The 26,250-nt window shown below is 71.5% G+C and carries 20 protein-coding genes; 6 read left to right on the top strand and 14 right to left on the bottom strand.

Annotation, left to right across the window (positions count from 1 at the left end):
* Positions 1 to 4: 4 nt before the first annotated feature.
* The 5 genes from fxlM to ACIRS1_RS29185 all read right to left on the bottom strand — a co-directional run bounded on the left by fxlM (position 5) and on the right by ACIRS1_RS29185 (position 7,593).
* Complete coding sequence (gene fxlM, locus ACIRS1_RS29165) at positions 5 to 2,095, bottom strand: methyltransferase, FxLD system (protein WP_402844957.1); 2,091 nt, start codon at positions 2,093 to 2,095, stop codon at positions 5 to 7.
* A gap of 23 nt (positions 2,096 to 2,118) precedes the next feature.
* The gene (locus tag ACIRS1_RS29170; RefSeq protein ID WP_402844959.1) at positions 2,119 to 3,375 is read right to left on the bottom strand and encodes a lanthionine synthetase C family protein; all 1,257 of its coding nucleotides are present in this window, start codon (positions 3,373 to 3,375) and stop codon (positions 2,119 to 2,121) included.
* Positions 3,372 to 6,347 (bottom strand): lantibiotic dehydratase, encoded by a 2,976-nt coding sequence (locus tag ACIRS1_RS29175; RefSeq protein ID WP_402844961.1) that lies wholly within the window; start codon positions 6,345 to 6,347, stop codon positions 3,372 to 3,374. The genes ACIRS1_RS29170 and ACIRS1_RS29175 overlap by 4 nt, the downstream gene beginning before the upstream one ends.
* Positions 6,348 to 6,477: 130 nt before the next feature.
* Entirely contained in the window at positions 6,478 to 6,648 is a 171-nt protein-coding gene (locus ACIRS1_RS29180; RefSeq protein ID WP_402844962.1) for an FxLD family lanthipeptide, read from the bottom strand.
* 135 nt (positions 6,649 to 6,783) lie between these two features.
* Positions 6,784 to 7,593, bottom strand: a complete 810-nt coding sequence (locus ACIRS1_RS29185; protein WP_402844964.1) for a TauD/TfdA family dioxygenase — start codon at positions 7,591 to 7,593, stop codon at positions 6,784 to 6,786.
* A gap of 175 nt (positions 7,594 to 7,768) precedes the next feature.
* On the opposite strand from ACIRS1_RS29185, the gene ACIRS1_RS29190 reads away from it, so the two are divergent.
* Positions 7,769 to 8,200: an NUDIX domain-containing protein gene (locus tag ACIRS1_RS29190; RefSeq protein WP_402844966.1), complete on the top strand. Its 432-nt coding sequence runs from the start codon at positions 7,769 to 7,771 to the stop codon at positions 8,198 to 8,200.
* A gap of 3 nt (positions 8,201 to 8,203) precedes the next feature.
* Positions 8,204 to 9,352, top strand: a complete 1,149-nt coding sequence (locus ACIRS1_RS29195; protein ID WP_402844967.1) for a helix-turn-helix domain-containing protein — start codon at positions 8,204 to 8,206, stop codon at positions 9,350 to 9,352.
* A 234-nt stretch (positions 9,353 to 9,586) separates the two neighbouring features.
* On the opposite strand, the gene ACIRS1_RS29200 is transcribed toward ACIRS1_RS29195, so the two are convergent.
* From ACIRS1_RS29200 to ACIRS1_RS29225, 6 genes are all read right to left on the bottom strand, one after another.
* The gene (locus ACIRS1_RS29200; protein ID WP_402844969.1) at positions 9,587 to 10,069 is read right to left on the bottom strand and encodes an ATP-binding protein; all 483 of its coding nucleotides are present in this window, start codon (positions 10,067 to 10,069) and stop codon (positions 9,587 to 9,589) included.
* A gap of 37 nt (positions 10,070 to 10,106) precedes the next feature.
* Positions 10,107 to 10,613 (bottom strand): hypothetical protein, encoded by a 507-nt coding sequence (locus ACIRS1_RS29205; RefSeq protein ID WP_402844971.1) that lies wholly within the window; start codon positions 10,611 to 10,613, stop codon positions 10,107 to 10,109.
* 183 nt (positions 10,614 to 10,796) lie between these two features.
* Positions 10,797 to 12,005: a helix-turn-helix domain-containing protein gene (locus ACIRS1_RS29210; RefSeq protein WP_402844973.1), complete on the bottom strand. Its 1,209-nt coding sequence runs from the start codon at positions 12,003 to 12,005 to the stop codon at positions 10,797 to 10,799.
* A gap of 125 nt (positions 12,006 to 12,130) precedes the next feature.
* Positions 12,131 to 12,787: an HAD-IA family hydrolase gene (locus tag ACIRS1_RS29215; protein ID WP_402844974.1), complete on the bottom strand. Its 657-nt coding sequence runs from the start codon at positions 12,785 to 12,787 to the stop codon at positions 12,131 to 12,133.
* Positions 12,788 to 12,972: 185 nt separating this feature from the next.
* A complete protein-coding gene (locus ACIRS1_RS29220; protein ID WP_402844975.1) occupies positions 12,973 to 13,827 on the bottom strand; it encodes an IclR family transcriptional regulator in 855 nt (284 codons plus the stop codon).
* Positions 13,828 to 13,930: 103 nt separating this feature from the next.
* Positions 13,931 to 14,878, bottom strand: a complete 948-nt coding sequence (locus ACIRS1_RS29225; protein ID WP_402844976.1) for a zinc-binding alcohol dehydrogenase family protein — start codon at positions 14,876 to 14,878, stop codon at positions 13,931 to 13,933.
* Positions 14,879 to 16,178: 1,300 nt separating this feature from the next.
* Between ACIRS1_RS29225 and ACIRS1_RS29230 the strand changes: the two genes are divergently transcribed.
* The 3 genes from ACIRS1_RS29230 (at position 16,179) to ACIRS1_RS29240 (ending at position 21,101) form a co-directional block, all read left to right on the top strand.
* Positions 16,179 to 18,062: an amino acid transporter gene (locus tag ACIRS1_RS29230; protein ID WP_402844977.1), complete on the top strand. Its 1,884-nt coding sequence runs from the start codon at positions 16,179 to 16,181 to the stop codon at positions 18,060 to 18,062.
* 26 nt (positions 18,063 to 18,088) lie between these two features.
* Entirely contained in the window at positions 18,089 to 20,515 is a 2,427-nt protein-coding gene (locus tag ACIRS1_RS29235; RefSeq protein ID WP_402844979.1) for a DUF4118 domain-containing protein, read from the top strand.
* A 154-nt stretch (positions 20,516 to 20,669) separates the two neighbouring features.
* Positions 20,670 to 21,101: a hypothetical protein gene (locus ACIRS1_RS29240; protein WP_402844981.1), complete on the top strand. Its 432-nt coding sequence runs from the start codon at positions 20,670 to 20,672 to the stop codon at positions 21,099 to 21,101.
* A 48-nt stretch (positions 21,102 to 21,149) separates the two neighbouring features.
* On the opposite strand, the gene kdpB is transcribed toward ACIRS1_RS29240, so the two are convergent.
* The 3 genes from kdpB to ACIRS1_RS29255 form a co-directional block, all read right to left on the bottom strand.
* Entirely contained in the window at positions 21,150 to 23,333 is a 2,184-nt protein-coding gene (gene kdpB / locus ACIRS1_RS29245) for a potassium-transporting ATPase subunit KdpB (protein WP_402844982.1), read from the bottom strand.
* Positions 23,334 to 23,507: 174 nt separating this feature from the next.
* Entirely contained in the window at positions 23,508 to 24,281 is a 774-nt protein-coding gene (locus ACIRS1_RS29250; RefSeq protein WP_402844984.1) for a GNAT family N-acetyltransferase, read from the bottom strand.
* Positions 24,282 to 24,451: 170 nt separating this feature from the next.
* Positions 24,452 to 24,694, bottom strand: coding sequence for a hypothetical protein (locus tag ACIRS1_RS29255; RefSeq protein ID WP_402844985.1), 243 nt, complete (start codon positions 24,692 to 24,694; stop codon positions 24,452 to 24,454).
* Positions 24,695 to 25,247: 553 nt separating this feature from the next.
* Here ACIRS1_RS29255 and ACIRS1_RS29260 point away from each other — a divergent pair.
* Positions 25,248 to 26,069, top strand: a complete 822-nt coding sequence (locus ACIRS1_RS29260) for an SDR family NAD(P)-dependent oxidoreductase (protein WP_402844987.1) — start codon at positions 25,248 to 25,250, stop codon at positions 26,067 to 26,069.
* Positions 26,070 to 26,250: the final 181 nt, after the last annotated feature.

Below are 26,250 nucleotides of genomic sequence, written 5' to 3' on the forward strand. Positions count from 1 at the left end.
GTGGCTACTCCCAGGTGACGGTGATCGGGTGGTTCGGGCGCTCCAGGACGAAGCGGCCGGCGGCCGGGTCTGCGGTGCCGGGGGTGTCGGGGAGGGCGATGCGCAGGGTGCGGTCGCGGAAGCCGGTGTTCCAGGCGCGGATCTGCTCGGCGACGAGGTCGGCGAGGGCGGCGCCGTCGGGGCCGTGGCCGATGACGCCGGTCTCGTAGGTCTTGCGGCCCTCGGCGGTGGGCTCGCCGGAGCGCAGGGTGAGGTAGGCGAGAGAGCCGTCCCGGACGGTGGCCATGGCTCCCCAGCCGAACATCGGGGTGACGACTCCGCTCTCGCGTGCGGAGCCGGTGACGCTCATCCGCATCAGGGAGTTGGGCAGGGTCAGGGCCAGCCACAGGTCCTGGTACTCGTACGTGGTGCCGCCGGGGATGGTCACCCCCGTCCAGGTCTCGTGGCGCCGGCTGTCGAGGACACCGAGTAGCAGGGATGCGTCGAGCGCGGCGTTCTGGTCCTTGTGGACCTGGAGGGTGATGTCACCGGTGCCGGTGAGGTCGACGGTGCGGCGGGCGTCGTCCATGCTCCCGCGAAGCGGCATGAAGACGGCGAGCTGGTCGTCGACCGACATCCATCCGTCCTCGCGGCGCTCGAAGGCGATCGTTCGGGAGGCGGTGCCGCGCAGGCGCAGCGGCAGGACGATCCGCCCAGTGGGCTTGACCTGCTCCAGCCACGGCGTGGGCATCTCGCTGGTGCTCACGGTGGCGATGACCCGGTCGAACGGCGCGCCGTCGGGGTGGCCGAGCGCGCCGTCGCCGAGCACCGCTTCGACGTTGGTGATCCCGGCGTCGGCGAGGTGCTTGCGGGCGCCGTCGACGAGGTCGGCGTCCACGTCCACGGCCGTCACGTGCCCGTCGGGGCCGACGATGGTGGCCATGTAGGCGGCGTTGACGCCGGTGCCCGCACCGGCCTCGAAGATCCGCTCACCGGGCTGCGGGTCGAGCTGCTCCAGCATCAGGGCGACGATCGCGGGCTGGGAGGCGGCGCTGATCTGCGTGCCGGAGCCGTCAGCCTTGGTGTAGGTGGGGTTGTCCGCGTACGCGGTCTCCAGCGGGAAGCTGGGCAGGAAGTGCTCGCGGGGCACGGTGCGGAAGGCGTTCTCCACCGCAGTGGTGCGGATGGCGCCCTGGGCGAGCAGCCGGTCGGTGAGGGCTGCGCGCAGTTCCTCGGCGGTCGGGGTGGCGTCGGCGGTATCGCTGCTGAGCGTAGTCATGTGGGTGACCCTAGTAGTGGTGCGGATGGTGGGCATCGAGGGTACGGGGCCCTCGTCGGAGTGGAAGACGGCGTCCAACGCCCGTGCGGCCATGGCGGCTTGGTGGTCGACCGGTAGGCCGGCGCGGTTGGCGTGGAAGAGGAGGTGGTGCGCGAGCACTGCCCGGAGCCCGCGGGTGAGGTGGCCGTCGCGGGCGAGGCGGGCGAGGTCCTGGCCTGTCTGTTCGAAGGCGTGGACCCAGTCACCGTGGTGGGACAGCGGGGCGGTGTCGCGGGTGAGCGCCCAGGTGTCGAGGCGCATCAGGTGGCGCATCGCTATGGCGAGAACGGTGGCCCGTTCGGGTGTCATGGGCGCCGGGCTGTCGCGAAGCGTCGCGAACTGGGCCCAGACGTCTCCCTGCTCGTACCAGTCGAGTCCGGCCGCGCGGAGCATGGCGGAGACGAGGACGATGACGCTCTCGGTGCGGCCGAGGGCGGGCGGGTTCGGCTCGGCGGCCCGGGCCAGGAGGTGGCGGCTGTCCGCGTGGAAGAGGCGGTGAGCGATCTCCATGGCCTCGGCGCCGCCGAACGCCTCGGTCTCGGGCTCATAGATCACGGTGGTCCAACCCTCGATGAGGCGTTCCTCGGTGAGCGTGTCCAGGAGCGAGGTGACGACGGCAACGGGAGTGGCCGCGCGGTAGCGCAGCCGCAGACCGTTCTTGCGCATGTACCACCAGCTCTCCAGTTCGCCGTTGTCCTGGGCGAAGGCGAGCACAGGCGCCAGGTGGTGTGCGGTGGTCAGTTCGACGGTGGCGGCGTCGGTGAAGGCGAGGTCGTGCTGGATCCAGCCGGTGGTCATCTGATTGGTCCTCGGTCGGGTGGTCAGGAGGTGAGCAGGCAGGTGTCCCAACGAGTCGCGGGAGTGCTGCCGGTGGCCGGGGCGAGCAGGGCGAGGGCGGTGCCGGCGGCGCCCTCGAGGAACGCCGGCCCCGCTGTCGCCAGGATGTGGCGGGCCTGCTCGTCGGGGTCGACGTGCGGAGGGTGGATGGTGTCCAGGAGCAGGGCCGTGGCCGAGCGCAGCCGGCCACCGTTGCGCGGGGAGGCGTCAGTGGCGGCGCGCTGGGCGATATGGGCGAGCCCGGCATGCCCGTGACAGGCGGACAGGTCGGTGATCGTGGCCAGGGTCTTCGGGTCCACCAGGGCGGTGGCCAGGGCGCTTTCGGCATCGTGGCGAAGCCGCTGGTCGTCGAGGGCGAGGGCGGCGAGCTGCTGGGCGCGGGCGATGCCTGCGGTGCCGTAGCACCAGCTCGGCCGCTGCGGCGCGAGCGGTCTGCAGTCCGGGCCGGTCAGGTGCGCGGGGGTGACCCAGTACGGCCAGGCGTGGCCGTCGCGCCAGCGCTCCAGCCAGGCCAAGACGGTGCTGATCGCCTCGCGCTGGCCGTCGACCTCGACACCGCGCCGCAGCGCGAGTGCTAGCAACACGAGTGGCCCGGCGATCCCGTGGGCAAGACCGCTGTTGGCGTGTCCGCCCGGGAACCGCCCGTCCACCTCACCGGACGGGCCGGCGAGCGTCCACCACCCGGGCAGAACCTGCCCGTCGTGCTTGACGTCCTCGGTCAGACGGACCAGGCAGGCCAGGACGCGCCGAATCGCCATCCCGGCGGGGACCCGGCGCAGCAGGACCGAGCCGATGCCGGCCAGCCCCCGGATCGTGTCGAACTCGGCGAGCCGTGGCAGCTCACCGTGCTCCATCCGGGCCTCGGCCTGCTCGCAGCGGCGCACCGCGTCGGCGGTGATGACCTCGTCGAGGTGGTCGAGGGCACGCTGGAAGGAGCCGGGCCGGGCCTGTGCGGTGCAGGTGAGGGCGTGCGCGAGCGCCGGGGCGCCGAAGTAGAGGTAGCTGTCCGCTCCGCTGGTGACCGGTGATCCGGTCGCGACCGACAGCCAGCCACGCACCGGCTCCCACGGGCCTCGGCCGGTGGCGGCACGCTCGATGTGGAGCAGGGCGATGCCCGGGGCGCCGTGGGCCAGGGACTGGCGCCACTGTGGGCGCGACGACCACTCCGCGGACACGCGGGCAGGATCGGCGAGCCGCTCGGCGATCCGGTCGGACAGCCGGAGAGCAGGATGCGGGGTCACAGGTCACCGTCCCGGGACAGGCGGGCGAGAGCGGCAGCGCGCGCCAGGTAGAGCACCTGGGCCTCGTCGTCGAAGTCGATGCGGTGCGCGCGCACGTACGAGCAGTGGAGTAGCGAGCCGAGGACGTCGTCCGCGTCCACGCCCCGGGTGTCGGGCCCCGGGAAGTGGCGGCGGTAGGCGTCCAGTGCGATGTCGCGGCCGCCCCACCCCTGCACGATCTCGGCTCCCCCAGGCTCTTCGCGCAGCGCGGTCCAGCCGTCGGCAGGGTCCGCGAGACGGATCGCCTCGGCGAACACCGGCCGGGCGATGGCTGCCGGGGCGCGGGAGGGAACGTTGGCGACGAGCCAGCGCAACCCAGCGGTCGCCGAGCCGGTGAACCCGGCCGCGATGGCGACCGCGTGGGCGGCGAGCAGCGCCTGCCGGCCGGGCAGCGCAGACTGGATCAGCTGGGCGAGGGCGGTCGCGGAGTCAGCGCGGAAGACCTCTTCCGCCGCAGCCCAGGCTGGCCCTTCGCCCCACCGACCGGTCTCCGCGTACGAGGTCGGGTACACCACCTCCGACAGCAGTCCGGCCTGGTGGAGTTCGGCCGTCCAGGTGCTGACCATGGTGGCGGCGGGGCCGAAGGCGGCCGGGTCGGGCAGGGCGATGCGTAGCCGCAGGTGCTGGCGCGGGTCGCGGAAGCGGACGAACCACCACTTCGGGTTGCCGAGGCGCTCCAGCAGGTCGGGCAGGTGCCGGGCGAGGACGGTGTCCTGGCGGTCCAGGTCGCCGTAGAGGGAGGCGAGGAGCACCCGTGAGGTGCCGGGGGCGTAGCCGTGGTCGCGCCGCAGAATGCGGGCCGGGGTGGGCTTGGGCAGGCGTGGCCAGGCCGCAGTCCGGGTTGCGGTGACCGGGACCACGATCTCGTGGGCCCGGCCGCCGGCCCAGCCGAGAGCGGCCGGGTGGGGCTCCTCGACGAGGAGCGCGTGCGCGCCCGAGCGCAAGTGTTCGCGCAGCAGGACGCGGTGACCGGGGTGATCGAGGTCGAGTGGCAGGCCCTGGCTGTCGGCGGCCAGCAGTACGTGCCGCGGGACGCGGCGCCGTCTCGCCCACGAAGCGAGGGCTTGGTCCCATTGGTCCTGCGGGGCCCTGTAGCAGCGGAGTTCGGCTGAAGTGAGCCGCCATGCTGCTGGGGAGAGGATGACGCGCCGGTGCCGCAGCCGTGGCCGGAACGGCAGGGAATGGAGCGCACCCCAGTCGAAGCGTGTGACCTGCGCGGCCTGCGCGCGGGACAGCTCGGTGATCAGCCGGGCGAGCGGCGGGGTGTGATGACGGAGGTTCAGAGCATGGGTGGCAGAGGCTTCGATCCGGACACCGAGCGCCGGTGCTGCCAAGTACATGCGCTTTCCGTCACAGCCCACCGCCAGGTCTTCGGGACCGAGGGCGCCGTCGGCCGCGGGGCGGTGCTCGGCGAGGCTGATCACCAGCTGGCCCGTCGGCAGGCTTCGGGCGACGTGGCCGGTCGCCGCGTCCAGCGGCGGGAAGGAGAGCTGGGCGGTGACGGCGTGCTCGTCCATCGTCGGCAGGTCCGTCAGCAGCTCCGTGAAAGCCCTCCGGTGGCGGGATTCGAGGAGGTGGAGGAAGCGGCCGACGGAGACCCCGGCGGCCCGGGACGCCGAGACGACCTCCAGCCGGAAGTCACCCCGGTCGAGCGCTTCTTGGCTGGGAGCGTGAATGCGGGCGACGACTTCCAGGTGCGGGGGCAGACGGGGTTCGGTCGGGCCCAGGTCGAGTGCGGCCAGCAAGTACTCGTCGAGGACGACCTCGTGCGCACCGTCGAGAGCAGCCTGTTGGGCAATCGTGGCCAGGGTCCTGTCACGCTCGTCGAAGCGGGGCTTCTCGGCGGGCACGGTGCCGGGATACCCGTCGGGCCAGCCGATCCCGCTGTCGGCGACCACATCGAGCAGCGGCACCAGGGCGCCGCGGCCGTAGCGCTCGTAGAACCGCTGGTGGTAGGAACGCCACGCTTCGGTGCCGTTGGGCGCCGGGCTGAGCCGGGCGAGCAGGTGGGCTGCGCGTGCGGCCTCATCGGCCACCGCGGCCGGAAGGACGAGGTCGGCGTCCAGCCGCAGGTCCACGGCGGCCGCGAGCCGGTCGTCCCCGGCGGTGCCAGCATCGCGGAGGACAGCCAACGGCTCGGCGGCCTCCGTGACTTCGTCGGCGTCGGCGGCCTCCAGGGCAGCCAGCAGATGACCGAACGGATCGGTATCGGTCGCCGGCGCGTGCAGATTCGTGATGAGCGCCTGCAAGGCGACGAGCTCGGAGAGGAGACCGGACACCTTCTTCGGGGCCGCGCTGGGGAACTCGGCCTGGACCTTGGCGGCCAGCTCCTGGAATCGAATCGGGTGGCGGGCGGAGGCGATGGTGAAGGCGACAGGCCGGGTGTGGCGCAGGGTCGTCTCGGCTGACGTCGTGCCGCCACCGGGCCGTTCGAGCGGGCGATGGGGGACGACGAGACGGTCGCCACGCACCTGGACGGTGGTGTTCGCCGTCACCTCCAGACGGGCCAGCAGGGCGGGACAGCACTCCAACCGCTCGATCGTCCGGGCGAGATGGGCGGCTGAGGCGCGGGTGACCGCGTGGTGCTCGTCGCCCCAACGCAGGTCGCAGGACGCTCCGAACGGCGCGGCCTGCACCCCGGCAAAGTGGCCGAACGGGGTCGGGCGCCCTGCCGCACGGACCAGGTAGCGGGCGGTGGACAGAGCAGCGCGCCGCACGTCTCGCGGTGAGGGCGAAGGGGAAGCCGTCAGCTCAACGATGCGCCGGGCAAGAGCGGGGCTGGCCAAGCCGAGACCTTGGGCGAGCAGCGGGTCCGCCCATACCGCACGCAGCCACCGCACTCGGCGATCGACGGCGGTGGCATCGTCGCCGTCAAGGTCCGGCCACGCGGGAATCCGCAGATCGGGTCTGGCAACGGCACGTACGAGCGCCACCTTCGCGGCGCGGTAGGGAGCCGTGGAAGCGGGAGGGCGCATGGGCGTGGACCTCGCAGTCGGAGACAGGACGGGACGGTGTGGCGGCCGGTGCCCAGGGACGCTGTTCCCGGGGCACCGGCCGGCCGGGTCAGTGCAGGCCGGTGGTGCAGGCGCCGCAGGTGCTGCCGCAGCCGTCGTCGGTGAGGACCTGCAGGCTCGCGGCGTCGGCGGTCTCGACGGTGCGGACGTCGAGGTCGAACTCGTCGCCGACGGCGGCGGGCGTGGTGGTCCTGGACTCGACCGTGATCTTCTGGGCCATGGGGCTTCTCCTTGTCGTGGGTTTCCCTTACGGGACCTGGAGCCGTGGCGCGGGTGCGCCTCGCGTCACCAGGAGACGGTGGGGCGGCAGTGCCGCCTGTCGGTTTTCGGCTGGGCTGCGGTGGGAGTTGGTCGCTCACGCTTCCCGCAGGCCGGCTGTTCGGGCGCGCGGCGTTGGGCACGACGCGAGGAAGCCCGGATCGAGACCGAGCTCGGGGTGCGGTTCGCCCAGCGCGCGCAGTATCAGCCGCTCCCCCGAGAAGGCGGTGCGGCCGTGCAGCAGACGGTGGTTGTCCAGCACGACGCCCTGCCCGGGCACGAGGCGCAACCGCTTGGTGTTCCGGTCGAGGACTTGGCGCAGGGCGGGCAGGTGCGCTTCCGCGTCGGGTGAGAAGCGGGCGAAGTCGTCCTGCCGCAACCGCAACCGCCAGCGGCTGCCTGGCAACTGCTGAAGGACCGGGGCGAAGAGGCCGCTCGATCCGCCGAAGTAGGCAGCCCGATCCCCGGCGAACGCCTCGATGACGGCCGGGTGGTGCGCAGCCAGCTCGGCCAGGACGGCCCGGCCGTCCACCAGCAGGCTCTCGCCGCCCGCGTCTCCGGCCCGCGCACACGCCAGCAGGAGCAGCCGCGGCGGAGCCGGGTGCTGTGCGCACTCGGTGTGCAGGGCCAGGGCTTCGCGTCCCAGCCCCGCGAAGCCCGGCCGTCCGTCGTGGCGGCCGGTGTCGCGGATCACGGTCAGACCGTCCGGGTCGGCATCCCGGTGCTGCCACAGCGAGGACATCAGCCGACTGGCGACGCGGAGCACGTCGTCGCGCCCACCCAGCCTGGCAAGCCGGAGCATCCCGTGTTCGCGAAGCACCGCTGCCGCGCGCTCGCGCGCTTTTCCGTCCAGCATGCACGCGGTGAACCCGTCGCCGCTGGGGCCGTTGGAGTCGGAAGACGGCATGGTCTCTCCCTCATGGGACTGGGTGGGTGGGAGGCGACACACTCTCCACCGCTCCGCGACCGGATGGAAAGTGACAAATTGTCAAACTGCGATCACGGGGAAGCAAGGCGTCACGCGAGCGCGCAACTGCTACCTTCGACGGGCCCGTGACTGCCTGCGCGCCCCGGAAGAAGCGATGACCGGACAGAAAGAACAGCCCTACGTGCCACCGACCTTCCCGATCTCCGTCAAGGGCGTCGTGCTCGACCCGCAGCAACGAGTGCTGTTGCTGAAGAACGAGCGCCAGGAATGGGAACTGCCCGGTGGGAAGTTGGAGGGGACGGAGACGCCCGAGCAGCGGGTGGTCACCGAGATCCAGGAGGAGAGTGGTTGGACGGCGACTGCCGGTCCGCTGCTCGACGTGTGGATGTACGAGCCGATCCCCGGCCGCAAGGTCTTCATCGTCACCTACGGCTGCACCGCCAGTGACGCACACCGGGCCCCGGTCGTCAGCCACGAGCACAAGGAAGCCGGCCTCTTCCGCCGCGACCAGGTACCCGGGCTGGTCATGCCGCAGGGCTACAAGGACTCCATCGCCCGCTGGTACGAACAACACGACCAGGCCTGACCCGTGGCTGGGATCGACCCCTACGGCGGAATCCGCTGGCACTGGACCACACCCAGAGCCCAGGGCATCCTGCGCCGCCGTGCCCTGCCCGAAATCCTCCAGCTCTACCGCGAACTCCACGCCCTGCCGCAACAGGGGCTCGCGGACCTTCTCGGTTACTCCACCAGCTACGTCTCCCGCATCGAGACCGGCTCGCGCACCATCACCGACATCGGTGCCCTGCGCCACATCGCCGAACGCCTCGGCCTCCCGCCGCACTGCCTCGGCATCACCGACGACGCCGACGGAGACCACCAACTCCTGATCCAGCTCGCCGACTCCGTGCTGCGTCTGGCCGAGGTCGCCCGCCAGGCCGGGCAGGCCACCACTGCGGTCGCCGAGCTGTGGCCGCTGGTCGCTCGTTTGGAGGCCCGGACCGCCGACGGCCACGCCGACCTCGACACCCTGCGCCTGCTTGCGAGGGCCCGCGTGGGCCTCGGCGTCGCGCTCGGTCACGTGCTCCCGGAAGAGCGCCTGGCTGCCGCAGCCCGTTGGACCGGCAAGGGACTGAGCGTCGCCCGGCGCTTGGGTGATCCGGGCCTGCACGCTCACGCATTGCGCCACCACGGCAACGAACTTCGCAAGTCCGGCCTGCACTTTCGCGCACTGGAGAGGTTGGGGCAGGCACGCGACATCTCCCGTACCGCCACCGAGCGCGCCGAGGCCATCGTGCTGCTCGCCCGCGCCGCCGGAGCCGCAGGGAACCCTGCCGTCTTCGACGCCGCTGTCGATGAGGGCCGCCGGCTGCTGAACGATGTGACGCCTACCGCCCTGTTCTCCGAGTTCACACTCCACGAAGTCCGCCTTCGAGGTCTCATGGCCACCGGACGGGTCGCTGAGGCGGTCCGGCAGCTCGACCGGGCACCGGCCACCGGTCTCGCAGCGACGTCCCAGTGGCGGATCATCGCGGCGATCACCGCCGGTGAGGTGCTGCTGCGGAAGGGAGACCCGACCGGCGCAGCGCAACAGCTCAGCGCCGCGGTCGACGGCGCAACCCTCCACCGCCTGCCGCACCAGCTCCAGCGCGTGGTCCGGGCCGGCCGACGTCTGCCCGAAGTCAGGGAACAGGCGGGCGGAGCTCTGGAGCAGCTGAGAGCCGAGATAGCTGCCTGATCTCCACTGCGGCGGGACACTGGTGAACACAGCAGACCACATCCCTTGAAGTCGTGGGTGGCTCGCCTTGAGCCAGAACCAAGGCGGTGCGCGGTGGGGTGCCGCTCCATGTGGAGCGCAATCATCTGGATCACTGACCGGAAGCGGCAGGGGCCGGGTGGCTCCCGGTTGCCGGCGCGGGGCAGACGGGCATGCCAGGCTCGGGAGCCCGAGCGGGTGCTGAGGAGACGAGCGTCAGGCAGAAGGCCCGGCTTTCGATCCCTCGGAGCACCGCCAGGCATGCGTGGTAGGCAGGTCGGCGTGGACGACCTTTCCCCGGGGCCAGAGTTGCACCCCCCACTTGGCATTCGTGAGCTTGTGGACCAGGTCGAGGCCACGTCCGGACTCGGCGTCGGGGCCGGCGTCGATCCGTACGGGCAGGGACGCCGACCCGTCAGACACCAGCAGCCGCACCGTGCGGTCGGTCGGGCGTCGGATGGCGACGACCATGTGCGTCTGACAGCCGGTGCCAACCGCGTTGGCAACCAACTCGGAGATGATCAACAGAGCGTCGTCGACGAGGTCGGGCAGCTCCCACTCGGTGAGCTTGGCGCGGACGAGGCGGCGGGCCGCTGCGGCCGACTCCGCGGCGTACGGCAGGCGCAAAGTCGCCGGGCCCGGCGGCGCCGGCGAGGGCACCTCGGCGGTCCCTGTAGCGAGTTCCAGGGTGGTGGTCATCGCACGGTCCACGCGGGTCGCCCAGCGCCCGTCGGGGTCAGCATCCGGTGGCCCTCGGGTCGGAGCCGAGTCCGGCAGCGCGGCGTGGGGTGAACAGGCCGACGGCCGAGGACGTGAGCTCTCGCCGTCGCCAGTGGTCGCCCGGGGAGCGGCGAGGCGGAATCGCGTCGGCGGGGGCAGCAGGGCGAGTAGCAACGGCGAGGAACGCTCCGCGCTCGCGCAGGACGGTCGCCAGCCGGTCGAAGACGGCGGTCTGCTGGTGCGGGGTGGCCATGGGGTCGTCGTGGACCATGCCGCGCGTCCAGGTGACGACTCCGGCGACGATGTGCTCCGACAGTGCGTCGGTGACGGTCTGCCAACCGGGGCGAGCGATGAGGGGCTCCGTGGCGTCGACGTCCACCGCGAGCAGGGCCACGGTCCACTGACGGGCTTCGGCGAAGTCACGGACGTGAGCCGCGAGAAGATCGGCGGCGGGTGCGTCGCCGGCGCAGAGGTAGATCGCGACGGGGACGCAGCCGACCGTTCGTTGGTGATCGCTGGTCATGCAGACCACTGTCACTGTCTCATCACCGTCAGTGAAGACCCGGAGCGTGGTAGCAACCGAAGTCGCGGAGGGCCGACTACCACGCTCCGTGGTACCCGTTGGGACGTCGTCGGCAGGGTGCCACGGACCGTGGTAGCGGCGCGTTCCCGCTGCTTGCGGCGGCACCACGTCCCGACATAGTCCCTATCTGATGACCAGTGGGACGCCGGCGGCCTGCGCGACACTGCGCGCCATCGACACCGACACGTCCGCGATCCGGTCCGTGATCACGCCGGGAAGTGCCTGGTGCCGCACCCATGTCGGGGCCATCCGGCATGCTTCCTTCAAGGCCGCTGCGGCGGCCTCCCACTGCCGCGTCTCGGTGCGTGTCAGCGCTACGTCCAGGTGGAACCGCGCCCTGGTCGCCAAGGGCATCTCCGGGTGTAGACGGGTTGTCTGGATCAGCCGCAGTGCCGCGGAGGTGTCGCCGAGTGCCATTGCCACTGACATGGCCTGGGTGGCCGCATATGCCGGCCCGAACGGCTGACCTTGATGGCCGCGGGCATGTTCCTGTCCGAGCCGCGCGGCCACCGCGTGGGCCTGGCTCAGGTAGTCGCGGGCGGTGTCCGCCTTCGCGCCGCCGCGAGAGGCGGCGACGGCCGCGTTGGTGACGAGTTGCCCGTACACGCTGAGCCGGTCAGGGTCGCTGTCGGACATCCTCGGTTCCACCTTGGCCGCAGCGCGCTCCGCGACCTGAACGCCCTTGGCCGTATGGCCGTCCCGGAGACAGATCCACGACAGCGAGGCCATCAGATGGGCCGACCGCAAATCGTCGCCGATTCGCTCTGCGACGTTGCGGCCGTGGGTGATCGCCGTGTACCCGAGGTCGCGGGCACCGAGGACGTTGGCCATGACGGCGGCGGTCTGGAAGGCGTCGGCCAGCACCCCGCCGGCGGCTTCGCGCCGGTCGGGCCCGGCGACGTCGTAGAGGGCCCACGCCTCGGGCAGCAGCCGGGAGAGGATCGCGCCGAGCTCCACGTACCGGGCGTTCCAGAACGCGGCGTCCGCCTGCCGCGCAGCGTGCCGCAGGTCGTCCAGGCTGCCGGGCTCCACGTCGGTGCCGATGCCGAGGCCGGTGTCGTGTACGGCCGCCGAGACCGCCCGGAGGGCGGCGCGTTCGTCCAGCTCCATGCCCCGCCGAGGAGATTGCTGACCGAGGATCACCGACACGTCCGTGCCGAGGCCGACGGCCACCTTCAGCAGCGATGGCAGCGACAGGTTGCCGCCCTGTTCCAGCTTCCGGATCGTGCCGAGGGAAACCCCCGACTTCTCTGCCAAGGCCTCCTGTGTCACGGCTCTGCCGCGCAGGATCTTGACTCGTTCTGCCGTGGTGCGTTCCGCCCAGAGGGTCATAGGCTGACTCCGTCTCAGGTTGTGGCCTTCCCGGGACGGTACCCCCGCAGGGTGGGGGTATGACAGAGAACGGTCACGCCCCGTGCGTCAGTTGACGTGCGGGGCGTGGCCAGTCGGCAAGTGACTCAGACACGGGCACCGATGCCGAGCAGGGCCGCCACCCGGGCAGTGGTGCTGGGCTCCCCGTCGGCGAGCACCGTCGTGATCCCGAGTTCCTCGGCCGGCGGAAGGTTCACCGGATGGTCGTCAACGAACACGCACGCTTCACCGGGAAGCCCCATGCGATCGAGCGTCAGGCGGTAGATCGCAGGGTCCGGCTTCGCGAGACCCTCCCGCTCGGACACCACCGTCACGTCGAACAGCTCCCACACCCCGCAGGCGGCGTACGGGTCGAACGGGTCCAGGCCGAAGCTGTTCGACAGCATCGCAACCATGTACCCGGTTTCGCGGGCGGCCTTGGCGAGAGCCACCATCTCGACCGCCGGCCGGACGTCGGCCCACGCCCGGCCCATCAGATTCTCGTGATCGCTCAGCCCGAGGTACGGTGCCGCCTGCCGGTTCCACTCCGCCTGGCTCAGTGCTCCCCGCTCAAGGTCGACGTACAGCTGCCGGACCACGGGGTGCGTGTTCAGTGTGCGCCGCCACGCCTCGGAGTCGAGTCCCTCACGGACACACCACTCCCGGTGCACCTCAAGCGCATCCGTGGTCAGGACCCCGGCGAAGTCCAGGATCAGGCCCCGATACGTGGACGGAGGCGTGGCAGTGTCGCGTGACTGCGCCATGATGAATCCCTTCTTGGTGCGTCGCTGTACCGCGAAGGTACCCGCCGTCCCATGCGGTGGGACACGGCCCGGCGCTCCCTGGTTCGCAGAGCACCGGGCCGTCATCTGAACACCCTGCGACCGCCTTTGAGCTCCAGCCGTTCGACCGGGTGAAATCAACGGTTTCCCGAGGGCCAGTCGTTGGCCTACATCGCGGCCGGGAGAGGGCGCGCGGTCAGCTCGCTGATGTACTCGGCGGCCTTGCGGGTGTGGTAGATCAACGGGCGCAGGTCGGCCGGCATCTCGCTGGAGCGCTTGAGCAGGAGCACGGCGCCCATGATGGAGTCGTGCCACAGGACCGGCGCGGCGACGGAGTCCCATCCGGGCATGCACTCCTGGCGGCCGACGCCGAAACCGAGCTGTCGGATCTCGTCGAGGGTCGCGGCGAGTGCGTCGTTGTCGCGGATGACACCGGGCCCGGCGGTGGGTGGAACCTCTTCGGCGAGGACGAGGTCCTGGATGGTCTGGGGCAGATACGCGAGGATGACGCGGCCGGAGGCTCCGGTGCGCAGGGAGCGGGAGACGGAGACGACGTCGGCGGCGGACATACCGACTTCGGCTGGGTCCATGTCGCCGATGACGTAGTCGGTACAGAGCCGCTTCGCGCCGCCGAAGGGGGCGAGGACGTAGAGCAGGGCGAGTCCGCCAGTGGCCTGGTGGAGGCGTTCGAGGACGCCGTGGGTTGAGGCGGCGCCGGGTGAGTGCGCCATGGCCTGGACGCCGGCGCGGGCGGTACCGGTGCCGAGGCGGTAGCGACCGCGGCTGACCTGCTCGAAGACGCCGTCGCTGACGCCGGTCTGCAGGATGCGGTGGGTGGTGGCGTCGTCGAGGCCGGCGGCGTTTGCGATGGCGCGCAGCGAGTGAACGTCGCCGGGCAGGCGGGTGAAGGCCTGCTGGACGGCGAAGGCGCGGGCCGCGAGGGAGGAGGGTGGCTTGCTCGGCGCGTCGTTCTGCCGTTGTTCCGGTACGGCGGCGATCGCGGACGTGGTGCTGATCTTCATGGGTGGTTCCGAGTGGGTCGTGCCGCCGCTCGGCGGCGTGAGGGCGGTGTTCCGCGATAACCCGTCGGACGAGGGCATGCGAGACAGGCGGGTGAGCAGTCGATCAGAAGTCGACGTCAAGGACGACCTTGCCGGTGGTGAGGCGTGCGGCGAGGTCATGGTGGGCCTGGCGGGCCTGCCCGAGCTTGTAGACCGGACCGTTCAGCGGCTTGAGCCAGCCGTCGGCGACCGCGGCGAACAGCGCGGACATCGAGTCCTTGAGGTGCGTGCGCGAGGGGTAGAGGTTCGGGAGCCAGAAGCCGCTCACGGCCTTCGACCCGGCGAGCAGGCTGGTGATGGGCACGAGCCCCTCGACTCCGGTGACGGCTCCGAAGACGGACATCCTGCCGCGGGGGGTGAGGGCGGCGAGGGTGGCGTGGAAGACGTCGCCGCCGGTCATCTCCAGGGCGGCGGACACGGGGCCGCCTGCGGCATCGACGATCCGTTCGGTGAGGCCGTCGGTGGTGGAGGAGTCGACGACGGCGTCCGCGCCCAGACCGAGAGCCGTTCGGCGCTTCTCCTCGCTGGAGGCCATCGCGACGACCTTCGCGCCGACGTGCTTGGCGAGCTGGACGGCGAGCGAGCCGACACCGCCGGCGGCGGCCGGGACGAGGAGGGTGTCCTCGGCGGTCACACGCAGGTCGGTGAAGAGCAGGTGCCAGGCCGTGTTGCCCTGCAGCGTAAGGGCGACGGCGTCGTGGTCGGCGACGCCGTCCGGGACCTCGAAGCTGAGCTTGCGGTGGACGAGCGTCGTCTCGGCGTAGCCACCGCCGCGGCTGAGGGCGACGTATCGGCGGCCGTCCTCGGCGACGCCGAGTACTTCGTTGCCGGGGATGAACGGGGCGGGCATGGGAGCCGGGTACGTGCCCTCGCGGAGATGGATGTCTGCGTAGTTGACGCCGGCCAGCCGGGTCCGAAGGCGGAGGTAGCCGGGGCGGAGCTCCGGCTCGGGCATCTCGGTCGGCTCCAGAACCTCGGGGCCGCCGAACTCCCGCACGGCTATTGCGCGCATGTTGTTCAATCCTAGATATTTTATGTGCTTTCCCGGGGCCCTCGGTGACGACCCCGGACAGCGAATATACCCGTCGCCGGGAACGGCTATTTCGTCCGCGCATATAGGGGTACAGCCCTACAGAGTATGGCACGTGGTATTCATCACGTCACGCTGAGTTGCCGAAATCAGCTGCCTGCTCACGGTCAGCATCCAAGGTCGGAGCCTGTGGCGACTGGGTTCTTTGCTGGCAGATCCCTGGCTTCGAGGGTAGGGAAGATCGTTTCTCAGTCTCCGAAAATGCGCGGCTCCTACCCGCGTAGACGCCCGAATTTATTGACCGAAAAGCGGCCCGCTACCTAATGTATTCATCGCGCCACGGACTCGCCGGGTCCGTTTGATGAGGAATCACATAATGAACGTTCAGCTGGGTCGGAGATCGTTTGGTGCCCGAATTTCCCTTGACGTGGGGGCATGGCGCGGAACCCGGACTCACGGTGAGTGACAAGGTGCTCGCCCTCATGGCCGGGCGCACCGAGGGCCCGGGAACGGGCTGGATCTGTCGAAGCTGTGCCCCTATGGTGCTGCTCCCGCCACGGACACCGGCGGCGGGCGAAGGGGAGGTCGGCACGGAGGACTGGCTGGTCGAGCCCTGAAATGAGACCGGCGTCCTGGAGCTACCAACTCCGGACGCCGGGCCCGGCGCCCCGGAAGGCGCCGTTCACAACCACGCGCGCAGCGGGACTTCTTCGCACGAGGACCGCCGCGCACGCTCCTACGAAGCACGGAGTATCGCATGCCCGCCATACCAAGCGGAACCCCGGCCTGCCCGGCCTCGGACGCCCGACGCCGCCTCGCGGCCAAGCTCACCGACATGATCCAGGGCGCCGCCAAGGTCGCCGTCGGCTTCACGGACCCGGTGACTCAGTGGCCCCACGCGTACGCCCGAGCCGCAGACGCCGCAGGACGCCCCGTACGGCTGAGTCCCGTGGCCCGGCGGGTGGTCGCACGCTGGGCCGTCCGGGCCTGCCCCGACGTCGACTGGACGCACCCTAGTCGGACCAATGCCGACTCGGTGCTGACGTTGCCGATGGCCCGTCAGGTTGTCGGTGTGCTGGGTGGCCACTGGACCAATGGGGCGACATCGTGCGGGCGGTTGCCGGGAGCGAAGCGGCTGGCCACATAGCGTTTCGCCCTGCCGCCGCCTCGGTGGCGCCGGGTTCGGGGACGAGGACAGGGGCGCAGGGTGAGTTCGTCGGGTGCGGCTGCGTCGACGCGGCGGACGAGGTTTCGGGCGTGGCTGCTGGAGGGCCTGTCCGACATGGCGAAGCAGTACCCGGGGCCGCACGCGGAGGCGCCGGTCGAGCACAAGGGCCAGCGCTGGTGGCGGGTGATGTGCCTGACCGGCCTGGACTACTTCTCGACGCTCGGCTACCAGCCCGGCATCGCCGCCCTCGCGGCCGGGCTGCTGTCGCCGGTGGCGACGGTCGTGCTGGTGATCGTGACACTGTTCGGTGCGCTGCCCGTGTACCGGCGGGTGGCGCAGGAGAGCCCGCACGGCGAGGGCTCCATCGCGATGCTCGAGCGGCTGCTGTCGTTCTGGCAGGGGAAGCTGTTCGTCCTCGCGCTGCTCGGCTTCGCGGCCACCGATTTCATGATCACCATCACCCTGTCGGCGGCGGACGCGACCGCGCACCTGGTGGAGAACCCGAGTCTGCACAGTGCGCTGTCCGGCAAGCAGATGCTGATCACCCTGCTGCTGGTCGCGCTGCTCGGCGGCGTCTTCCTCAAGGGGTTCAGCGAGGCGATCGGCCTGGCGGTGTTCCTGGTCGGGGTCTACCTCGCGCTCAACGTCGTCGTGGTGGTGAACGGGTTCTGGCACGTGCTGCAGAACCCGGACGTCGTGACGGACTGGACGGACGCGCTGACCGCCGAGCACGGCAACGCGATCGCGATGATCGGCGTCGCGCTGGTCGTCTTCCCGAAGCTCGCACTGGGTCTGTCCGGCTTCGAGACCGGCGTCGCGGTGATGCCGCACATCGAGGGTGATCCGGAGGATACCGAGGAGAGGCCGACCGGCCGGATCCGGGGCGCCCGCAAGCTGCTCACCACCGCCGCGCTGATCATGAGCGCGTTCCTGATCACGACGAGCTTCATCACCACCGTGCTGATTCCCAAGGCGGCGTTCGAGGCGGGCGGGCCGGCCAACGGCCGTGCCCTGGCCTATCTGGCCCATGAGAACCTGGGCAGCGCCTTCGGCAGCGTCTACGACATCTCGACCATCGCGATCCTCTGGTTCGCCGGGGCGTCGGCGATGGCCGGGATGCTCAACCTGCTGCCGCGCTACCTGCCGCGGTACGGCATGGCGCCGCACTGGGCGCGGGCCGTGCGGCCGATGGTGATCGTGCTGACCCTGATCGGGTTCCTGGTGACATGGCTCTTCGACGCGAACGTGGACGCCCAGAGCGGCGCGTACGCGACGGGTGTGCTGGTACTGATCTCCTCGGCCGCGATCGCCGTCACCATCGCCGCCCACAAGGCCCGGCAGCGGAACTGGACCATCGGCTTCGCCGTGATCGCGGCGGTGTTCCTGTACACGACGGGCGCGAACATCGCCGAACGGCCCGACGGCGTCAAGATCGGCGCCTGCTTCATCGGCGGGATCGTCCTCGTCTCCCTCCTGTCCCGGCTCAAGCGGGCCTTCGAACTGCGCGTGACCCACGTGGTGCTGGACGAGGCCGCCGAGCGGTTCGTCCGCGACTACACCTACCGGCCGATGCGGTTGATCGCCAACGAGCCGAACGACCGCGCGCTGGCGGAGTACCAGGAGAAGAAGCGGGAGATCCGGGCGCACCACGACATCCCGGCCGACCTGGACCTGGTCTTCGTCGAGGTGACGGTTCGCGACCCGTCGGAGTTCGAGTCGGTGCTCGACGTGCACGGCGAGGTGCTGCACGACCGGTACCGGGTGCTGTCGCTGGAGAGCACCAGCGTCCCCAACGCCCTGGCGGCCCTGCTGCTGACGATCCGGGACCGCACCGGGCAGATCCCGCACATCTACTTCGAGTGGACCGAGGGCGGCCCGGTCGGCCACTTCCTGCGCTTCTTCCTGTTCGGCCAGGGCGAGGTCGCCCCCGTCACCCGCGAGGTGTTGCGCGAAGCGGAGCCGGACCCCTCCCGGCGCCCGCGCGTCCACGTCGGGTAGAGCCTCTGTCGACAAAGGGGCGGAGCATGGACCTGAAAGCGGAGAGAGGCGGCGGGACGGCGGTGACCGGCAAGCTGCGGGTGTTCCTGGGAGCGGCGCCGGGGGTCGGGAAAACGTACGCCATGCTCCGGGAGGGGCGGCGGCTCCGCGGTGAGGGGCTGGACGTGGTGGTCGGCCTGGTCGAGACGTACGGACGGCACGGGACGGAGAAGCAGCTGAGGGACCTGCCGGTGCTTCCCCGGCGGCCAGTGTCGTACCGGGGCGTGAAGCTGACCGAGCTCGACCTGGACACACTGCTGGCGCGCCGCCCGGCCCTCGCCCTGGTGGACGAGCTCGCGCACACCAACGTGCCCGGCGGGCGGAACACGAAGCGCTGGCAGGACGTGCGGGAACTGCTGGACGCCGGCATCGACGTGGCGACGACGCTCAACATCCAGCACCTGGAGAGCCTGAACGACGTCGTCGAGCAGATCACCGGCGTCGCCCAGCGGGAGACCATCCCCGACGAGGTGGTCCGCGCCGCCGACCGGATCGAGCTGGTCGACCTGAGCCCGGACGCGCTGCGGGCGCGGATGGCGCAGGGCGAGGTCTACCCGCCGGACCGCATCGACGTGGCGCTCGACCACTACTTCCGGGCCGGCAACCTCGGCGCGCTGCGAGAGCTGGCGCTGCTCTGGCTCGCGGACCGGGTGGAGGAGGAGCTCGCCGACTACCGCGCCCGGCACGGCATCCGGGCGCCCTGGGAGACCAAGGAACGGATCATGGTCGCCCTCAACGGCGCCCCGCAGGGCGAGCACCTGATCCGCCGGGGCGCCCGCACGGCGACCCGGGTGCACGGGGACCTCATCGGCGTGCACGTCCGCCTGGACGACGGCACGGTCGAGCGCGAGCCGCCGGGCCTGGTGCCGCAGCGGGAGCTGCTCCGGGAGCTGCGCGGCACCTACGTGGAGGTGAGCGGCGACGACGTGGCCCGGACGCTGGTGGACTTCGCCCGCTCGGAGAGCGCCACGCAGCTCCTGCTCGGGCCCACCAGCCGGAGCAGGCTGCGCGAGCTGGTCTCCGGTTCGGTGATCAACCGGGTGATCCGGCTGGCCGGCCCGATCGACGTGCGTGTGCTGCCGCCGCCGGAGCCGGGACTGCTGACGGTGCCGCCCGCGCCCCGCAGGCGCCGCCCGGCGCTGGTCCCGGTCCGGCGGCGCCGACTGGCGTGGCTGCTCGGGTCGGCCGGGGCGGTCGCCCTGGCCTGGGCGCTGTCGCCGCTGCGCGACTCGCTCGGCCTGTCCGGCGTGCTGCTGTGCCTGCTGCTGGTGGTGGCGGGGACGGCCCGGCTGGGCGGGCTGCTGCCGGCCGCGGGCAGTACGGCGGCCGGGGCGCTGGCGGCGGACTACTTCTTCACCACGCCCTGGTACAGCCTGACGGTGGAACAGGGTGCTGACGTCGCGGCGCTGCTGGTCTTCCTCGCGGTGGCGGGGGTGATCTCCCATCTGATCGACGGTCTGACGCGTCGCTCGCAGCAGGCGGACCGGGCGCGCGCGGAGGCGGCCGTTCTCACCAGGCTGGCGGGCGAGACGGTGGAATCGGGGGCACGGGTGTCCTCCGATCTGGTGGCGGAGCTGCGGCAGGTCTTCGGGCTGGACGCGGCTGCCGTACTCGTTCGTACGGGCGCGCTCTGGCAACCGGCGGCTTCGGCCGGGGCGGAGGTGCCGCTGCTGCCCGACGAGGCGTCGTTCTCCGTCGACCTGGGGGACGAGGCGGTCCTCGTCCTGCGGGGTACGCCGCTCACCGAGGAGGACACCCGGCTGCTCGGTCCGTACGTCACCCAGCTGAAGCTGGCCCGGGAGCGGGAACGCCTGTTCGCGCAGGCATCGGCGGCCGAGGTGCTCGCGCACGCCGACGCGCTGCACACCGCGCTGCTGGAAGCCGTCGGACACGACCTGCGCGCGCCGCTGGCGGCGGTGCGTCGGGCGGCCGAGCGGATGCCGGACCCGAACGGGCGGCGGATCGGCAGCGAGGTGGAACGGATGGAGCGGCTGATCGCCAACCTGCTGGACCTGAGCCGGCTGCGAGCCGGGGTGATGCCGGTGGTGCTGCGGCCGACGGCGGTAGCCGAGGTGGTGCGGGCCGCAGCCGAGGGGTTGCCCGGCGTGCGGGTCGACCTGGGGTCGGAGCTGCCGCGGGTGCTCGCCGATCCCGGGCTCCTGGAGCGGGCGTTCGCGGACCTCCTGGCCCTGGGAGCGGCGGGAGCAGGGCCGGTGGCGGTCGACGCCGGCCCGGTGGCCGGGCGGGTGGACGTCCGGGTCACCGTCCACGGCGGCGAGACCGTCGGTCGGGAGGGGGCGGGGCCAGAGGTGGCACGGGGCTTCGTGGAGGCGATGAACGGCGAGCTGGCCGTCGAGGAGGCACCGGGCGGCGGTACCGCCTACGTGATCAGCCTGGTCCGCGCGGTGGCCTGATCCGATGGCGCGGACCGGTCGGCGATCCGGGGCGTCAAGATCGCGTTGTGAATCCGGGCGTCGGCGTAAGGATCTCGTCAACGCGGGGCGAGGGGCCGTGGGCCCGTCGGTTTGCTGGCCTCGAACGAACTCGCGGCGAAGCTGGGACAGGACGATGCGCATGTACTCCGCCCGCCCCGGCGGCCGTCGGTACCACCCCGTCCTCGACCGCTTGCCGATCGCGGTGTCGGTCACCGTGGCCCTGGTCGCCGGGGGCGCACTCGCGCTCGGCCTCGGCCGGCTGGGCGAGCTCCACGCCGGCTGGTTCCCGTACATCGCGTACATCGCACTGGCCGCGCTGGCCGGAGCCTGCTCCCGGCCCCTGGCCGCGCCGCTGGTCGGCCTGGCGGCGTGGGTGTGTTGCAACGCCTTCGTCGAGCACCGCCATGCCGAGCTCGGCTGGTCCGGCGTGGAGATCGAGAGCGAGCACTTCGTCCTCTTCACTGCCGCTGCCTTGCTGCTCTCCCTGCCCGCTGCGTTGCCGCGCCGGGCGATCCGCGTCGAGCGCCTTTCGGCGGGCGACGGGGCCGGGCGTCGCGTCGGTTGATGCCCGCCCGCCGCCTCGGTGTCGTTCCGGAGGCGGCGGGCGGGTCCGCTATCCGAGGCCGGGGACGAACTGGATGAGCAGGTCGATGGCCTTGATGCCGAGGAAGGGCAGGATGAGCCCGCCGAGGCCGTAGACGCGCAGGTTGCGGCGCAGGAGGTCGGTGGCGGAGGCGGGCTGGTAGCGGACACCGCGCAGGGCGAGCGGGATCAGCGCGACGATGATCAGGGCGTTGAAGATGATCGCGGAGGCGATCGCCGAAGTGGGGCTGTGCAGTTCCATGATGTTGAGGTGGTGCAGTCCGGGGTAGGCGGTCGCGAACATCGCGGGGATGATCGCGAAGAACTTGGCGACGTCGTTGGTGATCGAGAAGGTGGTCAACGCTCCGCGGGTGATGAGGAGCTGTTTGCCGACCCGGATGATGTCGATCAGTTTGGCGGGGTTGGAGTCGAGGTCGACCATGTTGCCGGCCTCCTTGGCGGCGGGGGTGCCGGAGTTCATGGCGACGCCGACGTCGGCCTGGGCGAGGGCGGGGGCGTCGTTGGTGCCGTCGCCGGTCATCGCGACCATGTTGCCGGCGGCCTGCTCGCGGCGCAGGTGGGCGAGCTTGTCCTCGGGGGTGGCTTCGGCGAGGTAGTCGTCGACGCCGGCTTCGGTGGCGATGGCCTTGGCGGTGAGCGGGTTGTCGCCGGTCACCATCACCGTGCGGATGCCCATGCGGCGCAGTTCGGCGAAGCGTTCGGCGATGCCCTCCTTGACCACGTCCTTGAGCTCGACGACGCCGAGTGCGCGGGCGCCGTGCCGGTCGTGGACGGCGACCAGCAGCGGGGTGCCGCCGGCTTCGGCGATGCGGTCGACCAGCGGCTTGGCCTCGATCGGGAGCCGTCCGCCGGAGTCCACCACCCAGCGGGCGACGGCGCTCGCGGCGCCCTTGCGGATCAGGCAGGTGCTGCCGTCGGGCCAGGCGAGGTCGACGCCGCTCATCCGGCTGTGCGCGGTGAACGGGACGGGCTGCTGCTCGCCGAGTTCACCTGGGGAGCGGCGCGGCACCCAGTACTGACGGTTGGTCAGCTCGACGAGTGAGCGCCCTTCCGGGGTCTCGTCCGCGACGGAGGCCAACTGGGCGGCCTCGGCGAGCTGTTCGGTGGTCGCGCCGGGCAGCGGGTGCAGGGCAACCGCCCGGCGGTTGCCGTGGGTGATGGTGCCGGTCTTGTCGAGCAGCAGCACGTCGACGTCCCCGGCGGCCTCCACCGCGCGGCCGGAGAGGGCGACCACGTTGCGCTGCACCAGGCGGTCCATCCCGGCGATGCCGATCGCGGAGAGCAGAGCGCCGATCGTGGTCGGGATCAGCGCGACCATCAACGCGACCAGCACGATGGTGGTCTGGGGCGCGTTCGCGTAGATGGCCATCGGCTGGAGCGAGACCACGGACAGCAGGAAGACGATGGTGAGCGAGGCGAGCAGGATGTTGAGCGCGATCTCGTTCGGGGTCTTCTGCCGGTTCGCGCCCTCGACCAGGGCGATCATCCGGTCGACGAAGCTCTGCCCGGGCCGGGAGGTGACCCGGACGACGAGGTGGTCCGAGAGCACCTTCGTGCCGCCGGTGACGCCGGTGCGGTCGCCGCCGGACTCCCGGATGACGGGTGCGGACTCCCCGGTGATCGCCGATTCGTCGACGGTGGCGACCCCCTCGACCACCTCGCCGTCCTGCGGGATCACTTCACCGGCGGATACGAGGACGATGTCGTGCAGCAGCAACTGTTCGGCGGGGATGACCTCGTGGCGGTGGTCGCGGGTGCCGACCCGCCAGTGCAGCAGCCGCCGGGCCGTCGTCCCGGCCTGCGCTCGGCGCAGTGAGTCGGCCTGGGCCTTGCCGCGTGCCTCGGCGACGGCCTCGGCGAGGTTGGCGAACAGCACGGTCAGCCAGAGCCAGAAGCTGATGACCCAGGCGAACACGCTGGGGTGGATGACAGCGCTGATGGTGGTGAGGGCGGAGCCGGTCTCGACCACCAGCATCACCGGGTTGCGCATCATCATGCGCGGGTGGAGCTTGCGGGCGGCGGCGGGCAGGGCCTCGGACAGCTGCCGTCGGGTGATGAGCCGACGGCGCCCCTTCGGGCCGGTGGGCCGGTGGCTTGCGTGCTGCGGCGGCTCCTCGGGTACGGGGTCCGGGCGGCGGAACCAGTTCTGCTGGTCGGGGGTGGTGTCCGGTGGGGTGAGGGCCGAACGGCGCATCGTCTCGGGGACCTTCCGGGCCGCCCGGGAGAGGGGCGGCGGTTCGGGGAACGACGGGGGAACGCCGGACAGCGAAGCACCGGATCTTCACACGACATGCCCGCCTTGACGGCGACTTGGCGTGCGGCGCCGCTTCCTTGACAGCTCCCTGACGTCCCATCGGGCACGTGTTCGTCAAGGAGTGGCGGCCGGGCCGGCCCAGTACACCACCTCCTGTCGCACGGGCCGGAAGCCCGCAGCTCCGGCGAGGGCCCGGCTGGCGTGGTTGCTCCGCGGCGCCGACCAGGTCGGAACGAGGCCTTGGGCGCGGGCGGCGGTCGTGGCGGCACGGACGCAGGCGAGTGCGAGGTCGAGCCGTTGGAACGCCGGGTCGGTCGCCACCGCGATGTCCAGGTGGTTCCGTCCGGCGAGGTAGCCGCAGGCAAGCGAGGCCAGGTACGGCCCGAGGAACGCACCCCAGGCGAAGCCGCTCGCCGCGAGCGCGCGATGGCCGCCCCAGGTCTCGGCGACCCAGTGCGGGAGCCCCGGGCGGTTTGCGGAGAAGGCGCGGCGGGCGAACCGGTCGAGGTGGGTCTCGTCGGCGGAGTTCAGCGGGCGTACCCAGGCTGCGGTGTTGCGGGAGACCGGCCGAGCCTGCTCCGTGTGGACGTGCAGCACGCGGATCCACGGGGTGATGTGACTGAAGGTGCGCCCCAACAGGGGAAGGAAGCGGTCCGGGGCGTGGAACTGCCCGCGCCCGTAGCGGGCGAGGACGCTCGGGTCCAGATGTCCGGGATCTCCGTGCAGCAGCCGTTCCGGCCCACAGTGCACCAGGAGTGCCCGGACGGTGTCGGGGTCGTCCGCCCACCAGCCGCCGTGGGCACTCCGTCCGACGTGGCCGGGCAGGACACTCGCGCCGGGCTGTTCGGGGGTGAACCAGTCGGTGATGGGCGGAACGGTGACGGACATCCGTCCAGTACGGCAGACCGCGGCCGACAGGTGTCGGCTTGTTGACGAAAGCCTGGCAGCGACAGGGCTCTTGCTGACGGAACCTTGGCGATCTCGCTCCTGCGGTTGGTCACCGCTGTGCTATTCGAGATGCACGATGAATGATCGCTTGCCCTCCTGACGAGAGCTGGTCAGTCCTTCAGGGCCGCTCGCACCACTGCCGCCGGCTGGCTGCCGATCGGCCAGGACGTCACGAGCTCCAAGCGCCCGACCGCCCATTCAAGCCAGTCGGCGTCGCCGAGCCGGTGAGCGTCGCCGGCAGCGACCGTCTGCGTCATCAGCTCGGCCAGGAGCAGGACGTGCGTCGACTTGTACCACTCGGCGTGCCGGTCGAAGGTCAGCTTCCGTTCCTCGTAAGGGTGGCGGAGGGTCATGCTGAGATGGCCACCCCCACGTCCCTTGAAGGGACCGGGCAGGCCGCCGAGCAGGCCTGTCCCCCATGGGCTCATTGGATCACGCGTCGTACCGGGTCGGAAGCCCTGGACTTTCGCAGAACCCCGGGTCCAGGAGCCTGAGCATCAACGACGCGTCGACCGCGCGTCAGGGCTTCGTCAGGGAGGGTGAACGAGCTTGCCCCCGGCATCGGGGGGAGGCTTTGATGGAGGGCATGCACCGCTCGACACGCCACCACGACCGCCCGCCGCATAGCCGGCCGCGGATCGGCGCTGTCGCGGTCGCCGCCGCCGTCCGGTAGGACCGAGCCACTACCCCGCTCGCCGCCGGCCGCGGGCACGGGCCGGGTGCCGTTCGTCCGGCCCGTGCCGATCACCGCCGTCCGTCCCCTGCCCCGACCGGCTCCGGGGGCCAGGGGACGGACGAGCCTTCCCTCGCAACACACCCTTCTCGCATCGGTGGCCCCGGTGGCGAGCGGCTTCGTGCCGCGTCGCCCCCGCACCCCGCCGATGCCTTTCCACCCTTGGATGGGTCATGTCCGACGCTGTTCTGTCCGCCCGCACCGCCCTCGTCACCGGCGCTTCGTCGGGGATCGGCTGGGAGACCGCCCGGCTCCTCGCCGGGCACGGTGCGACCGTGCTCGTGCACGCCCGCACCACCGCCGAGGCGGAGGATGCCGTGGAGCGCCTGGTCGCCGCAGGAGCCCGCCGCGACCAACTCGTCGAACTGGCAGCCGACTTCACCAAGCTGTCCGAGGTCGCCGTGCTGGCCGGTACGGTCGTCAAGCACTACCCGGCGCTGGACCTGCTGGTGAACAACGCCGCCGCGATGGCGCCCGAACGCTGCACCCTCACCGACGACGGCAACGAGGTCTCGCTGCAGGTCAACTTCCTGGCCGCGCACCTGCTGGCGAAGCTGCTGCGCGCCCCGCTGTCGGCGGCCGGCGACGCCCGGATCGTCAACGTCTCCTCCTCCCTGCACCGCACCGCCTCGATGAACTGGTCGGACCCGCACCGGGTGAAGAAGTACTCGCGGGTCGCCGCATACGCGCAGTCGCAGCTCGCCCTGACCATGGCGACCGCCGACATGGCCCCGGCCGGCTCCGGCATCACCGCCGTCAGCGTCAACCCGGGCCTGTGCGACACGGCGCTGCTGCCGCTGTACGGGCGGGTCGGCGCGCCGGCCGCCGAGGGCGCGGCGGCCGTCGTCCGGCTCTGCCTGCCGGAGACGGTCGTCGCGAACGGCGCCTACTTCGACGGCGGCGTCATCTCGTCGACCGCGGCCGTCGCCCAGGAGGAGCGCTCGCTGAAGCGGCTGGCCAAGCTCGCCGACCAGCTGGTCGGCCAGGCCGTCTGAACCTCCCCAACCCACGTACCGCGAGAAAGAGCACGATGTCCAAGCGCGCCCGTAAGAAGAAGGCCCGGCGGAAGAAGAAGGCGAACCACGGCCGCAAGCCCGGGCAGTAACCCGACAGACCCACCCGGTGCCGCGTGCCACCGGCACCGGGTGCACCCCTTCGGCCCCTGAGGCCCGCCGT

The sequence above is a fragment of the Kitasatospora sp. NPDC101176 genome (assembly GCF_044768035.1).
Taxonomy (GTDB): domain Bacteria; phylum Actinomycetota; class Actinomycetes; order Streptomycetales; family Streptomycetaceae; genus Kitasatospora.

Coding starts and splice junctions, on each gene's coding strand:
- kdpB (WP_402844982.1), bottom strand. CDS start 23,333: ATGCGCCGTTCGGCCCTCACCCCACCGGACACCACCCCCGACCAGCAG.
- ACIRS1_RS29225 (WP_402844976.1), bottom strand. CDS start 14,878: ATGCGCGCAATAGCCGTGCGGGAGTTCGGCGGCCCCGAGGTTCTGGAG.
- ACIRS1_RS29230 (WP_402844977.1), top strand. CDS start 16,179: ATGGCGAAGCAGTACCCGGGGCCGCACGCGGAGGCGCCGGTCGAGCAC.
- ACIRS1_RS29240 (WP_402844981.1), top strand. CDS start 20,670: ATGCGCATGTACTCCGCCCGCCCCGGCGGCCGTCGGTACCACCCCGTC.
- ACIRS1_RS29205 (WP_402844971.1), bottom strand. CDS start 10,613: ATGACCAGCGATCACCAACGAACGGTCGGCTGCGTCCCCGTCGCGATC.
- ACIRS1_RS29185 (WP_402844964.1), bottom strand. CDS start 7,593: ATGCCGTCTTCCGACTCCAACGGCCCCAGCGGCGACGGGTTCACCGCG.
- ACIRS1_RS29190 (WP_402844966.1), top strand. CDS start 7,769: ATGACCGGACAGAAAGAACAGCCCTACGTGCCACCGACCTTCCCGATC.
- ACIRS1_RS29210 (WP_402844973.1), bottom strand. CDS start 12,005: ATGACCCTCTGGGCGGAACGCACCACGGCAGAACGAGTCAAGATCCTG.
- ACIRS1_RS29180 (WP_402844962.1), bottom strand. CDS start 6,648: ATGGCCCAGAAGATCACGGTCGAGTCCAGGACCACCACGCCCGCCGCC.
- ACIRS1_RS29250 (WP_402844984.1), bottom strand. CDS start 24,281: ATGTCCGTCACCGTTCCGCCCATCACCGACTGGTTCACCCCCGAACAG.
- ACIRS1_RS29215 (WP_402844974.1), bottom strand. CDS start 12,787: ATGGCGCAGTCACGCGACACTGCCACGCCTCCGTCCACGTATCGGGGC.
- ACIRS1_RS29260 (WP_402844987.1), top strand. CDS start 25,248: ATGTCCGACGCTGTTCTGTCCGCCCGCACCGCCCTCGTCACCGGCGCT.
- ACIRS1_RS29255 (WP_402844985.1), bottom strand. CDS start 24,694: ATGACCCTCCGCCACCCTTACGAGGAACGGAAGCTGACCTTCGACCGG.
- ACIRS1_RS29235 (WP_402844979.1), top strand. CDS start 18,089: ATGGACCTGAAAGCGGAGAGAGGCGGCGGGACGGCGGTGACCGGCAAG.
- fxlM (WP_402844957.1), bottom strand. CDS start 2,095: ATGACCACCGGCTGGATCCAGCACGACCTCGCCTTCACCGACGCCGCC.
- ACIRS1_RS29220 (WP_402844975.1), bottom strand. CDS start 13,827: ATGAAGATCAGCACCACGTCCGCGATCGCCGCCGTACCGGAACAACGG.
- ACIRS1_RS29200 (WP_402844969.1), bottom strand. CDS start 10,069: ATGACCACCACCCTGGAACTCGCTACAGGGACCGCCGAGGTGCCCTCG.